Here is a 14,241-nt window from a genome sequence, read left to right as displayed (position 1 = left end):
GGATAAAAATGAATAATCAAATTAAAGTAATCGAAGAATCAGTAAAAAATATTTTAGTTGCTTTAGGTGAAGATATAAATCGACCAGGATTGAAAGAGACACCAAGACGTGTTGCAAAAATGTATGAAGAAGTTTTTATTGGAATTAAATACACAAACCATGAAATTGCAGAAAAGTTTAATAAATGTTTTGATAACGAAGAATCTGGAATTGTAATAGTTAAAAAACTGCCTGCTTTTAGTTATTGTGAACATCATTTAGCATTAATGTTTAATATGGATATAAGTGTTGGCTATATTCCAAAAGGCAAAGTAATTGGTCTATCTAAAATTGCTCGAATCGTAGACTTAATTTGTAAAAGATTGCAAATTCAAGAACGAATTGGAAAGGATGTGTGCGAGGTTTTAAAAGAAATTTTAGATACTGAAGATGTTATTGTTTGTGTTGAAGGAGAGCATTCATGTATGAGAGCAAGAGGAATTAGATCAGGAAATTCTATGACAAGTACATATTTCGCATCGGGAGTATTCAAGGAATCAAGTGAGTCAAGACAGGAGTTTTTTAGGTTAATTTAGAGAATATAAATTTAAAGTAAAGCTTTTTTTACTTCTAATAGATAATAAAAGGTAATGTATTTTTTAATAAAAGAGAAGGTAGGAGGGAAAAATGAATATTGATTTATGGAAGCATTTTAAAAAAGATTTTTCAATATATATAGGAATAGGAATAGTAGTTTCATTTCTAAGCGCTATTAATGTATTTTATTTTCAAAAACTATTGGATGAATTTGGCCATGGTCTAGATATTGGAAACATATTAGTTTATGGGCTGACGATAATTTTTGTCCCAATACTCGCATATATGGAACAAAGACCGAGAACTAAACTTCAAAATGGAGTATTCTTTTATCTAAAAGAAATGGCATTAGTTAAAATTAGTAAAATTTCTTATTCAGAATATCTGAAAATTGGTTCCGGTTCACTTTTACAAAAAGTTGAAGCTGGTTCAAATGCTGGTAGAAACATTAATTTGAACTTTTATGGAAGATTATTTAGAGAGTTAATACCAGAAACTTTTTTCAATTTATTCTTTATTGCAATAATAGATGTGAAATTAATTCCAGCAATCTTGATTGGATATATTGTGGTATTTATTGTGACTAAATACTTGTTGAAAATTTTACAAGCAATAAAAGAAAGTTCTTTAATTTCTGAGGAGGCTATGAATAGTACTTTAATCCGTGGCATAACAGAAATGATCACTTTTAGGATTAATAAAAGATACCAAAAAGAAATTAGTAAGTACGATGAAATGGCAACTTCAACGACTAATGATCTCACAAAAATGACAATGATACATGAGTTTTTCTTTGGTTTTTTTGCTTTTCTTGTCGCGGTTATTAAATTAGTGATTGTTGTATTGACATTTACAAATGTTATAACCATCAGTTTAGGTGGATTAGTTGCGTTAGTTACCTACGTTGATAGGGTATATACACCAGTTGCTATATTTAATGTGATTTTTGTTCAGTATAATTTGGATAAAGTTACTTACAAACGATTACAAGATTTTTACAACACTGAAAATGATGAAGACTTGTTTATTGAAGGTGAACCAGTGCAGAAAATTAAAAATATTAACATAAGCGGTTTGAATTTAACCATTGAAAATAAACAAATATTGAATGATTTTAACCTGGAGTTAGAAAACAATAAAATTTATGGACTAGTTGGGGAAAGTGGAGCAGGGAAATCAACATTAATGAAGGTTATACTAGGATTATTTAAGCCAACTAAAGGTGATGTTTTAGTGAATCATAAGAAATTATCGATCTACAATTTAAATGAATACTATGATCATATTTTTTATCTTTCACAAGATGCGCCTATTTTTCAGGGAACGTTAAAAGAAAATATTATTTTTGACAAAAATGTATCTGACGCTAAAGTAGTAGAGGCACTAGAAAAATGTCAATTAGGTAATTTTTATCAATCTCTTGAACATGGATTATACACACACATTGGTGAAAAAGGTTCAAATATTTCTGGTGGAGAAAAGCAACGTATTGCGTTTGCTAGAATGTTCTTTTCTGATGCTGAAGTAATAGTTATTGATGAAGCAACTTCTGCTTTAGATGAGGTAACAGAGGAAAAGGTATTAACTGAAGTAACAAAATTATTTAAAAATAAAATTGTGCTTATGATTACACATCGACCTAAGAATCTAGAGATTGTTGATGAAGTAATTGAACTAAAAAAATAGATTAAAAGGAGTAAAGATGAATATTTCTATTCTAATACCAAACCATAACGACTTAAGAATGAAAAACCTCATACAAAGTATTGATTATACATGCGATTCAAAAAAAAAAGTTGAACTTGTAATTGTTCTAAATAATCCTACAAAAGAACTGAAAGAGCAGTGTGAGAATATACATTCTGAATATAAAGATAAATTCTTATTTAATTTTATATATACAGATCGTCAAAATTTAGGGTATTTATATAATATTGGATTGCAAGCAGCATCTTTTGACCATGTAATGTTTCTTGACTCTGATATTATTTGTGAACCCTATGCTATTGAAAAAATAATCGAGAGTATGGATCAAGATACTCAACTTGTGAAGGCAAATCTAATTTATAAAAATATGAATGGTTTTGTAGAGAAAGCAAGATTTTGCAACACAACTAAAGATATTCCTCCCTATATACCAGTTATATTAATAAAAAAAAATATTTTCAAATTATTAAAAGACAATTTTGTATTTGCAGTTGATGTTGTCTGGTGTTCAGATGCAGAGTTTGCGTACCGTGTAATAAATGAAGATATTCCGTTTAAATATTGTGAAGCGAATTTTTACCACGATAAAATAACTTTAAAAAAAGATGTAAAAGATGCTATTTTATACGGTTTTGGAAAAGGAATCCGAATAAAGAGGACTAAAGAAGAATGGAATCCATTCAAAGAAATTCGAGAAATGAAAAATAAATCAAGTAAACACAATCTTTCTATTTTAGAAATGTTTTATTCAGTGTTTTGGATATCATTACAACAAGTGTCGTGCGGAATTCAAGTTGCTTTTCCTAATTTTTTTAAAAACTCAATGAACTTTGATAAATCCTTAAAAGTTAGTGAATTATTTAATGATGTAAACCTGGACAAAGGAGATGACTCCTCGTGGAAAAACAATATGTATTAGGAATAAATGGATGGTTTGAAGGATCGCATGATGCTTCAGCAATTTTAATAGAATTTGAACGAAATAATCCAGCGAAAATAATTGCAGGATTAGAAGAAGAAAAAGTGATAGGAAAAAAAGGAATATTTGATGTTTTTCCTAAAAATGCAGCTAAATATGTTCTCGATATTGCTGGTATAGATCCTTCAGAATTATCAGCTATTGCAATTGGATGGGATTATCCCTTGGTTTATAAATCAATGAATAAAAAATTCGATGTTTCATCTGAAAAAATTATTTCTCAGATTTTTCCTAATGAAGTATTTATAGAAATCCCTATTTTATATGTAAACCATCATATAGCACATGCTAATTCAGCCCATTTTGCTAGTAATTTAAATAATTCCTTGTCACTTGTTTTGGACGGGAATGGGGAATTGGAATCTTCTTCTTTATGGAAATATCAAGATGGGAATAGACTGTTTATTGATACTTTTAGTCCAATATCTTCGTTCGGTTTTTTGTTTGAGGCAACAAACACAATGCTAGGATTTAGAGAAAATGAATCTGGCAAGACAATGGGTCTGGCGGGGTATGGAAAACCCAAATATTCAACTGAAATATTGAAATACTTTGGAGATAATCTTAAACCTTCAAAAAAATTGGAAAAGCTATATAAGAAGTTTGCTATAGCTACTGGTAAGACAAATTTACTAATGCCATATCAAGAAATATGTATAAAAATGTGGCGATATATTTTTGAGTATGAATTAGGTATAAAAAAATCAAAATCTAAACTTTCATCTTTCTATGATTTTTCAGATGATTTGAAAAATTTAGCATCGTCAGTTCAGGATGTATTGGAAAGAAAAATACTGGCTTATGTTCATCATAAAGCTAATGAGCTTGATATTCATAATATTACAGTTTCAGGAGGTGTAGGTTTAAACTGTATACTCAATGGAAAAATTTTAGAATTAGATAGTGTTGAAAATATTTTTGTTCAGCCAGCTGCGGGTGATTCTGGTGTTGCGCTTGGTGCCGCTATTGAATACGGTTATCAAAATAACTATAACTGTAATATTGAAAGGTTTAGTCCCTACATTGGTAAAGAATTTAAAGATGAGGAAATTGAAGAATTTTTAGTTAGCAAAAATTTAACTTTTAAAAAGACTGACGATGCAAGTGAAGAATTAAGTCAACACCTTAAAAATGATGAAGTAATTGCAGTTTTTCAAGGAAGAAATGAGTGGGGGCCACGTGCGCTTGGTAATAGAACTATTTTATCCTTGCCATCTGAAGGAAAACTAGATTTTATAAATAAAAATGTGAAATGTAGGGAATTGGGGAGGCCATTGGCACCCAGTATGATATCGTACGATCTTAGCTTATTACTCACATCTGATCCGAAAATATTTGGTAAGTATATGAATGTAGCTCACAGAGCTTCAAAGATAAGTATAGATAATTCTTCCATTATTCATGTTGATAATACATTTAGACCGCAATGTGTATTTGAAAATGATAATCCGATTTATTATAAGCAGTTACAAAAAGTTAAAGAAGTAACTGGTTCGTCAATTCTAATTAATACATCCTTTAATGCAGATACACCAATTATTTACAATTTGGAATCTGCAATTGAGTTCATGAAAACTAGATATATTGATAAAGTGATTTTTAATAATAAATTTATAGTAAGCAGGGATAGCTGATGAATGAAAATTTAGGATCATTATTAAAAAGTAATGAAGATAATAACTTGAATTTGTTACTGAATGACAAGGAACAAAGTCTTTCACATAAAGAGTTAGATTTGAATTCTAATAAAGTCGCAAACTTTTTTATTAGTCAAGGCATATCAAAAGGAGATAGAATTGGAATTTGTATGGATAATTCAATCGATTTGATTTGTATTATATTTGGTATTTTGAAAATTGGCGCTATTTATGTTCCAGTCGATAAAAGTAAAAAATTAACACAAATGAAGTCTATCCTTTCTTTTACAGATGCAAAAATTTTAATTACTGATAGAAATGATATTAAGAAAAATAATTTAAAAAATATGAAAATTATACTTGTGAATGAAAATAGTAACTCATTAATTTATGGATTCGATGAGACTTTATCAGATAATATAAAAGTTTTTAAAGATGATCCTGCGTACATTATTTTTAGTTCTGGCACAACAGGAAACCCCAAAGGAATTACAATGTCACACGGGAGCATAATTAGTTTTACTCTAGACGTAGTGAAAAGGTTTAATCACACGTTTAAGGATAGAACAATCTGTAGAACTCCAGTTTCATTTGATCCATTTTTGACTGAAATTTTGCCAAGTATTATAAGTGGAGGTAAAGTATTTCTACAAAATAGGAATGTTTCATTGATTAGTCTTCTGAAACTGATTCAAAATAAAAAAATTACTAATTTTGGATGTGGACCTTCCTTATTTAACCTTATGATAAAATCTGAAGAAATCGTAAAAAAATATGATTTAAGCTCATTAAAAGAAATCTATTTTGGATATGAAAAAATGAGCGTTAACTTATTAAAAAAAGTTCAGACTATGCTCCCAGAAGTTAAGTTTATCAATGGATATGGAACTAGTGAGACTTTTGCTGCTACAACATATTATTTGTGTTCTCCCAGTGCTACAGAAGTGTTCATTGGTGAACCTATTGAGTCAGCTAGTATATTTCTATGGAACCAAAAAGAAAATCGTATCTGTGTTGATGGTGAAACAGGTGAAATTGTAATTTCTGGTGATACACTGATGAATGGATATTGGAAAAATGAAATTCTAACAAAAGAAGTTATCAGAGAAAATCCAATAGAAAAAAAACAGAAAGCCTATTTCACAAAAGATATTGGAAAGTATATAGATGGAAATATAAAATTTATTGGAAGAACGGATAGCCAAGTAAAAATAAATGGTTATCGGATAAATCTAGAAGAAATACGAGAAGCAGTCTATTTGTTTAATGATATCAAAGAGGCAATTGTTTATAAAAAAGATAGCGAAATAGTCTGTGAATACAATCGTTTCAGTAATTTAAAAAAATCTGATGACATAAAAGAGTTTCTAACAAATATCATAGAAGATAAAAAGATTCCAGCTAAGTGGATTTATCAAAATAAATTCGACAGAAATGAAAATACGAAGATACTTTTACCAAATTTAAACTAGTTTATCATAATTTTTCAATGAGGTGGCAAATGTAATTTAATTTTAGTTTAATTATCCCAGTATTTAATACTGAACTTCGTATTGAAAAATGCTTAAAAAGTATTCAAAATCAAACGTATACTAGTTATGAAGCGATTATTGTGGATGAGGGTTTCGAAGATAACAGTATTTTTATATGTGAACAGTATCAAAAGAGATATAAATAAACTAATCATCCTTAAGCACGAAAATAAAGGTCTTCCGTGTGCTTGAAGCAAAGCTTTAGAAATTTGTAAATGTAAATACATCTGGTTTATTGATTACGATGCATTAGAGAATATATATAATGAACTAGAAAAAGATTCGTTGGATATTATACAATTTAAAGCACAATTCAAAATACAGATGTTCTTAATGGAAAAGAGTTTTTAAACTTAATAGCTAATAATAATGAATGGAGATATGGGGTGTAGATGTTCATTTGTTAGCAGAGGATTTTTACAAAAAAATAAACTAGACTTTGATGGAAATTATATACATGAAGATGCAGCTTTTAATGTGAAATCTTTAATTGAATAGAATGAGATTCTCAGACAAATGCTACTATACTTATAGAGTCAGACCTAATGCTATAATGAGTGTATCGACAACGATTGTACCCCGTAATTTTTTGACCCAGATTTTTATTTGGTGAATTTATAGATTGACTCAGAAAATGACCCAATTTAATATTAAATTTATTGATGTTAGTTGAAGTGAGTATAGCTATATTTCTTATTAGAATACAATTTTTAAATCATATTATTAAAAATGATACACTACATCTTAGCTGACCAAGCTAAAACAGCGTTAAACAAATAGTCTTAAAGACATTGATATAACAACGTTTATCCCTACTCATTTGAGTAGGGATTTTTTTGTTCAGATTTTTTAACTTACTCCACCAGCAAATAAAGGTGAGTCATGAGTATGTCTAAACCCAAGAGGGGAAATTTTAAACACATTAGGATTTTTAATGTAGAAGTCATTCAATCAAGTTTGTGTTTAAAACAAACTTGATTGAAATTTTTGAACGAGTGAGGTTTATAGACTATATCTTGATTAAGATGATTAAATGCTATTTCGATAAAATATGTTCATTGACTTTTGGGTAGCCCGAAGGTTTATAATATGCATGAGGTGAGAAAATGTCAGAAAAATTAATGACGATTTCAGAGTTAGCAAAAGTATTTAAAATAAATCCACACACTATTAGACACTATGAAGAAAAAGGAATATTTCCACCGTCTGAAATAAGTGAAAATAGGTATAGAAAATATGGGTTATCGGAAGCATATCAGCTATCGTTTATATTATTCTTAAGAGAATTAGGATTAAGTTTGGCGAGTGTTAAAATGCTTATTGATGAGGGATCAAGGAGTGATTATACAAATGTTTTGTTAGAGAAAAAAGCAAAAATTATGGAGGAAAAACTACGTTTAGAGAAGTTAAGTAAAATAGTTGATGAACAAATTGAAATTAGTTCAAAATCGAAAGATGATATGTATACGGTCAATCATGCTATTGATTTAAGCTTACTAAAGCGTGTGCCAGTATCAGAAAGTTTTAGTATATCTGATCTAGTTGAAATCAAATTGAATACAGGACTTCTTATGCAGAAAATATATTATATTATTCATGAGACATTTTATGATATTTGCATTGAAAAAAGAGATGGGGGACACTTTAGAATCGAATCAGGAAAATATAATTTTCAAGTAATTGAAATAGGTAGCGAAAAAGAATTAGATAAAAAATTAGAAAATGTAATAATAAATCAAGGACTACCTTTAATTGCTATTGAAGATAGTGAACGGTTTTTAATAACGGGAAATCGAATCTCTATTAAGGTCTTGGGGGAGAAAAGATGATAGAGATTGAACAAATAAACTTGTTGAATGACATGGATTTAAAGCTTTTATACAAAGGCTTCAAATCGAAATGGCAGAGGATACTAAAAGTGGATTCCTTTGAAGAATTTTGTAAATTATATAAAAGTACAAGTTTAACTGAGACATACTATAGAGTTATTTATAATGGTCGTTTAGCTGGTCTTTTTGCTATTAGTGGATATTTTTCTAAAAAGAAACAAACGTCTATTAGAACTCGAAAGTTTTCTGATTGGCGTTGGCATATAGGTATAAATTTATTAAGTGATAAAATTGCCAGAAATGAGTGTTATATGTCATTTCTTGTTATTGATAATAATTTTCAAGGTAAAGGTATAGGAAAAAAATGTTTACAATATATTGAAAAATTCACATTGAATTTAAATAAAATAAATTGTATCACATTATTTGTTTCAACTGAAAATAGTAGAGCTATACAATTATATAAACATCAAGGATTTGAAATTGATAGCCAACTAAATTCGTTTCTTACAAAACATTTTATTGGCGAAAAAAAATGGTATAAAATGAAGAAATTTTTGGGGTAGACATCTATTTTTTTAAAAGTATGTTAATAATGAATAAGGTGTGAGTAAAATGAAGAAATCTATTATTCTAATAGTGGTAATAATCATTAGTTTAATAAGTATTATTACTTATAACAATGAGTTTGACATGATTGTCAAAGATGAAACTGTTAATATTGAAGAGGGAAGAATAGCAGTCGAATATGCTCAGCCTAAAAAGAATAGAGAGAAACCTGGTTTAATGTTATTTATACATGGTGATGGACCAACTAATAAGAATAGTGATGAAGGATATTATCCAGCTTGGGAGACACTTGCAAAAGAAAACTACATATCTATTAGTTGGGATAAAGCAGGTGTTGGGGGCTCAACAGGAAATTGGCTGGAACAAGATATGGTTGATCGGAAGAAGGAAGCGGAAAAAATATTGGAGTGGGCACTTGCAAAATTTGATATAGATCCAAATAAAGTTGGTGTTTGGGGAGCCAGTCAAGGTGGTTGGGTCATCACAAAACTATTAAATGAAAATACAGATGTAAAATTTGCAATTGGTGTTGCCCCGGCGGTCAACTGGATGAGACAAGGTAGATTTAATACAATTAGTGACATGGAATATGAAGGGTATTCTCAAAAGCAAATTGATGAAAAATTGTCGATAGAAATCCAGGTAAATGAGTATTTAAAAGAAAATGATTATCAAGGGTACATTGATAGTAAGTTGGAAAAAGATGTTTTAGCTAAAGATAGATGGGAATTTATTCATAAAAATATGAACTTAGATAATACTTCAGAGCTTGAACAAATTAGTAAACCATATTATTTATTAATAGGTGACCATGATATTAATGTTGATACGAAAGAAACAGAAAAAATTTATAGAGATCATGTAAGCAGAGATCATTTAACTGTTTATCCAATTTCAACTGCGACACATAGAATGTTAAAACCAAGGCATCAAAAAGATAGTAGCATAACAGTTGTAGAATCAATTTTTAATCCTAGAAAAATTTTTGCACCAGATTACTTTAAAGCACTCAAAGAGATAGCCTCAAAAAAAGAAATGTAATGCCATTGCTTTTGTTTTTTGTAATAGCTTCTCAAAAAATCAATACCCTTTCCAAAAGAAGACAATTAAGGGGAAGTGGACAAATAGCTGGCAGAAGTGGTATTTATAGTTATGAGGTATAAAAAACAATTAGTCATGATACACTAAATCTCAACTAAACAAGTTAAGGTGTGTTAATAAAATAATTATTTAAATGAAAAGTTTCTTTCTTCATTGAAGGAACTTTTTTACTATACAACAAGTATACATATTTTATACACACAAGAGCATTTTACTATCTACTTGTAGTTTACTATTATAAAAGAGAAATTTATCATATTATTTTATATAAGAAGGAGAATAATAAAATGGCGTATGTTAAAAATTTTTTTATTGTAGTTGGTTTGTTTTTATTAAGTCAAATTAGTATGACATTGTTTGGAATAGCGAAAGGATTTTCACTTGGAATGGGTGAAGCTACATTGACGTTAGTTGCATCAATAGTGTTAATACTATTGGTTATTGGAAATATTTGGCTGTTGATATTTTTAGGGAAAAAATTAGGTTTTTTGACGCTTAAATTTGATTTTCTTACACAAAAAAATGTGGGAATTATTGTGGGAGGGTTTATCTTAGCGAGAATTATTGCTATTGTAGGAACTCTTTTATTAAACAGTCAAGGATCGGAGTCTACAGCAAATGATGCTGCAATTCAAATGATGTTTACTGGGGAAAATCCCTTGTTGATTGTATTATTGATAGGTATTTCTGCACCAATCATGGAAGAAATCGTCTTTAGAGGAGGAATTATCGGGTTTTGGTTGAAAAAATTCCCTCTTATTGGAGTTGCAGTAAGCTCTATTGTATTTGGCTTGATTCATGGACCGACCAACCTAGTTAGTTTCTTGATTTATGCATCAATGGGTTTGATCTTATCTATGGCATATTACAAAACACAACGTTTAGAAATCAGCATGTCGATCCATTTTTTAAATAATATTTTTGGAGCAATAGCGATTGCATTTGGCATGATTTAATAAAATTGGAATTATTGATCAATGACACGAAATTAAGAATAAATCATATGAAATTATTTTGATTCTTTCTTTTGTGTTTTTTTAATATTTCAGTAATTAAATTATTACATAATGAATAGACGTAACCTCCTTTTTTTATTATACTGGTTGTAAAGATATCTTTATATAACATATAGAAATATCTTAATAAAAGGAAAGTCGGTATTTTAATGAAAAAGAAATGGATTAAAGGGGTAGGTATTTTTAGTTTTTTTAGTTTTGTGGTTTTAGGGGGTATCATAGCTAGTGGTAGAGACTGGCAGGACGATTATGTTTATTTTTCAGATAAAACTTTAAGAGATCAAGTAATTCAAACGCTAAATGATGATGGTATGGTGATTGAAAATGAATTGCCGACAATTAAACAAATGCAAAACTATGGAATGAATGCGTCAACTAATACTGATGATTTTGAAGAAGTAAATAGTGAATTTTCTTATGAATTAGGAACAAGTATCGAAGGTCTGCAGTACTTTTCTAATAAAGTGACAAAAATTAGAGGTAGTGAGTCAGATACTAGAGATATCAGACCTCTGTTAGAAATGGATCAGCTTGAGGAAGTAGAATTAATTACGGCTTTTATCGATGATCAATATGAGATGAACCAATTATTGGTGATGCCTAAAATGAAAAAAGTTGAGATTTCTGACATGAATGAGCGCTTCAGAGATTTTGCAGAAATTGAAATTGGAGATAATTTGGCATATTTACGTTATGAAAATTCTAGTGAGTATCCAATTCAGTATATTGATGCTGGAAGCCAGAAATTTGAATTACATTCTCCAATCAGAATTTTAGAAAATGAAGATTTTTCTAAAGGAACACTCACTTATACATCTTCTGATAAAAACTTTTCCGTTGATGGTCAAACATTGAGTTGGACGAAACCTATAGGTTGGGCTTCATTTAATTGGAAATATGAATATAAGCAAGATGGAAAAGATTTTGAATTAAAAGGATACATTACTGTTGGGGTAAGAGAAAAATAAATGTAGCCGAAAAGAATAGTCTTACAAAAAGGAGCGAAAATCGTTACTGATTTTCGCTCCTGTATATATGTCTAAGGTTCTTATCCAACTTCAGCAGCGATATCCTCGTCGTAGGCTGTTTCTCCTTCCATTTCAATCTTATAAGCTTTTGAATCTTCCATCTTAAAGAATGGATAATACAAACCAAAGCTCAATAAAATCTGCACAGCTTGTAGCAATGCTCCACGCCAACCGCTGACCATCAATCCTGCAATTACAGGGGGCATGGTCCAAGGTAAGTTTACACCATTTGCTAACGGAACAAGTCCTGTTGCCATCGCAGTGTAAGCAATGATGCACATTAAAAGAGGTGTTACCACGAAAGGAATCAACATCATTGGGTTCAAAACGATCGGTATACCAAAGACTAAAGGTTCATTGATATTAAAAATTGCTGGCGCAAAGGATAATTTTCCTAATGTTTTAAACTGAGAGGATTTTGCAAAAAATAAACAGGCAATAGCTAGACCTATTGTTGCACTGGAGCCGCCCAGTTTCACGAAATTACTATAAAACTGATAATTTACAATGTTTGGCAACTTTTCCCCTGTAGCAAAAGCTTGGGCATTCTCAACAGTCAGTGCAATCCAAATGGGCTGCATTACAGCGCCCACAATATTTGATCCATGAATCCCAAAGGACCAAAGTAATGCTTCAAATAATAAAATAATCAAAGTTGCTGGTAAAGAACTGCCTAATGCTAGAAGTGGCGTTTGAAGGACTTCAAAAATAAAATTTTGGGCTGTTTCATAAGCTGTAAAAGTAAAACCGATTCGAATCAAGTTAAATACGATTACCACAAAGAAGCCTGGAATCAGAGCTGAAAACGATTTAGCAACATTTGATGGAACCGAATCGGGCATTTTTATGGTCCAACCTTTTTGTACGACTAAACGAAATACTTCAGTAGCGAGTATAGCTGTGATCATACCCACAAACAATCCAGAAGCGCCGAAGTTTCCTAATGGTAAAAAGGAACCACTATCAGCTATAGTGATCGGTGTTAGGACAAGAAAAGCAACAAGCGCGATTGCTTGAGTAGAGCCTCTATCTACAGCGTAATACTTTGCCAAGTCGCTGGTAATACCTAAAATAACGAATAAAGTCATTACATTCATGGTCATGTCATTAACTTGTAAAAATAAGGCCATCCAGTTCTTACCTAAAATCGATTCCATAAAATTCGTGTAAGCATCTATTGGTAATTGTGTGACTAATAAAAACATAGAACCAATGATCAATAAGGGCATAGCAACAAAAAAACCATTTTTGATGGCTGAAAGATAACGATTTGAATCAAGTTTGTAAGCGATTGGCCCTAGTTTGGATTGTAGTTTGTCTAAAAAAGTATTCATTTTTCTCACTCCTATGTTTTTTTTTAGTTCATAATAAGTTTTTTGGTAACCGCTTTCATTTTTTATGGAAATGAAATTGCTAAAAGAATAGCACCTATAAATTGATTTTATCTTATACGATTCTCAAAATCAACGAAATTCCATGCTTTTCTTTCTAAATAGCATAAATAATTTCGTGTGTTTTTGATGCATACATGTTAGCCTCTTTTTTGAGGCATTCAGATTTAGATTTTTACATCGTGTGAAAAGAATGATATATTATTTTTATAAAGTAAAAGTAGCGAATGTCTTTAGAAAGACTGATGCAACTATATTATGTTGTTTAGCTTCACAGGTGAACTCCTAAGAAAAAAGATAAAATCTGCTTGTGGTAAAAAACACCACACTTAGATTTTCCTATTTTTCAATCGGAGCTAAAAAGAGCCTGCTATGCTTTTAAATTTAGGAGGAAAAGGATGAAAGAGGAACAGAGATTTGGAATAATGAAGAAATATGTCAATTGGGTGTTGGATATTGTTTTAGGAGTACTGGCCCTATTAATTTTGATTTTTATGATTCGTCAATTGATTGATATCAGTACCTTTATCAACAAGCCGATGACACCTAAAAACTTATCGATCGTGATGCAGGAAGTTGTTGCATTTTTCATGTTATTTGAGTTTATTATGATGGTGATTCGCTATATTCAAGAAGGTCATCATATTCCAATCAGGTATTTGATTCTGATTTGTATTACGGCTATTTTAAGACAGCTAATGGTATTACACGGCGATGCGGTCCAAACATTATTATTATCTGTATCGATTTTATCACTGGTTATTGTGTTGTTTGTGCTTAATTTAAGTGGAAATAAATCCTATGTTGGGTTTAAATCTCATACAGACGATAGCCAAAAGACAGATAAATAAAATAAACAAAAAGGTCACTCAGAG

General features: G+C 30.1%; 13 protein-coding genes. 12 read left to right on the top strand and 1 reads right to left on the bottom strand.

The genetic code is table 11. From position 1 onward, the window contains the following. Nucleotides 1-8 precede the first annotated feature (8 nt). The 11 genes from folE (at nucleotide 9) to JZO69_RS02595 (ending at nucleotide 11,915) form a co-directional block, all read left to right on the top strand. Nucleotides 9-575 carry a GTP cyclohydrolase I FolE gene (folE, locus tag JZO69_RS02645; protein ID WP_207111354.1) on the top strand — a complete coding sequence of 189 codons (567 nt, stop codon included), beginning with the start codon at nucleotides 9-11 and terminating at the stop codon, nucleotides 573-575. Nucleotides 576-666: 91 nt separating this feature from the next. Beyond that, nucleotides 667-2,262 (top strand): ABC transporter ATP-binding protein, encoded by a 1,596-nt coding sequence (locus JZO69_RS02640; RefSeq protein ID WP_207111353.1) that lies wholly within the window; start codon nucleotides 667-669, stop codon nucleotides 2,260-2,262. 16 nt (nucleotides 2,263-2,278) lie between these two features. Further along, entirely contained in the window at nucleotides 2,279-3,202 is a 924-nt protein-coding gene (locus JZO69_RS02635; RefSeq protein WP_207111352.1) for a glycosyltransferase family 2 protein, read from the top strand. Further along, nucleotides 3,181-4,896 (top strand): carbamoyltransferase N-terminal domain-containing protein, encoded by a 1,716-nt coding sequence (locus tag JZO69_RS02630; protein ID WP_207111351.1) that lies wholly within the window; start codon nucleotides 3,181-3,183, stop codon nucleotides 4,894-4,896. Before JZO69_RS02635 ends, JZO69_RS02630 begins: the two co-directional genes overlap by 22 nt. Beyond that, on the top strand, nucleotides 4,896-6,371 hold the full coding sequence (locus tag JZO69_RS02625) for an AMP-binding protein (protein ID WP_207111350.1): 1,476 nt from the start codon (nucleotides 4,896-4,898) through the stop codon (nucleotides 6,369-6,371). The genes JZO69_RS02630 and JZO69_RS02625 overlap by 1 nt, the downstream gene beginning before the upstream one ends. A 50-nt stretch (nucleotides 6,372-6,421) precedes the next feature. Then, nucleotides 6,422-6,577 carry a glycosyltransferase gene (locus JZO69_RS16840; protein WP_207111386.1) on the top strand — a complete coding sequence of 52 codons (156 nt, stop codon included), beginning with the start codon at nucleotides 6,422-6,424 and terminating at the stop codon, nucleotides 6,575-6,577. Between the two features lie 960 nt (nucleotides 6,578-7,537). Next, nucleotides 7,538-8,260, top strand: a complete 723-nt coding sequence (locus JZO69_RS02615) for a MerR family transcriptional regulator (RefSeq protein WP_207111349.1) — start codon at nucleotides 7,538-7,540, stop codon at nucleotides 8,258-8,260. Continuing rightward, on the top strand, nucleotides 8,257-8,826 hold the full coding sequence (locus JZO69_RS02610) for a GNAT family N-acetyltransferase (protein ID WP_207111348.1): 570 nt from the start codon (nucleotides 8,257-8,259) through the stop codon (nucleotides 8,824-8,826). Before JZO69_RS02615 ends, JZO69_RS02610 begins: the two co-directional genes overlap by 4 nt. Nucleotides 8,827-8,875: 49 nt before the next feature. Further along, on the top strand, nucleotides 8,876-9,871 hold the full coding sequence (locus JZO69_RS02605; RefSeq protein ID WP_207111347.1) for an alpha/beta hydrolase family protein: 996 nt from the start codon (nucleotides 8,876-8,878) through the stop codon (nucleotides 9,869-9,871). 347 nt (nucleotides 9,872-10,218) lie between these two features. Then, complete coding sequence (locus tag JZO69_RS02600) at nucleotides 10,219-10,887, top strand: CPBP family intramembrane glutamic endopeptidase (protein WP_207111346.1); 669 nt, start codon at nucleotides 10,219-10,221, stop codon at nucleotides 10,885-10,887. Between the two features lie 209 nt (nucleotides 10,888-11,096). Then, the gene (locus tag JZO69_RS02595; RefSeq protein ID WP_207111345.1) at nucleotides 11,097-11,915 is read left to right on the top strand and encodes a hypothetical protein; all 819 of its coding nucleotides are present in this window, start codon (nucleotides 11,097-11,099) and stop codon (nucleotides 11,913-11,915) included. 80 nt (nucleotides 11,916-11,995) lie between these two features. On the opposite strand, the gene celB is transcribed toward JZO69_RS02595, so the two are convergent. Beyond that, nucleotides 11,996-13,309, bottom strand: coding sequence for a PTS cellobiose transporter subunit IIC (gene celB, locus JZO69_RS02590; protein WP_207111344.1), 1,314 nt, complete (start codon nucleotides 13,307-13,309; stop codon nucleotides 11,996-11,998). 455 nt (nucleotides 13,310-13,764) lie between these two features. Between celB and psiE the strand changes: the two genes are divergently transcribed. After that, nucleotides 13,765-14,217, top strand: a complete 453-nt coding sequence (gene psiE / locus JZO69_RS02585; protein WP_207111343.1) for a phosphate-starvation-inducible protein PsiE — start codon at nucleotides 13,765-13,767, stop codon at nucleotides 14,215-14,217. Nucleotides 14,218-14,241 lie beyond the last annotated feature (24 nt).

The sequence above is a fragment of the Candidatus Enterococcus ikei genome, from assembly GCF_017316105.1.
Classification (GTDB): domain Bacteria; phylum Bacillota; class Bacilli; order Lactobacillales; family Enterococcaceae; genus Enterococcus_L; species Enterococcus_L ikei.
This window is presented reverse-complemented; position numbering and strand designations above follow the sequence as displayed.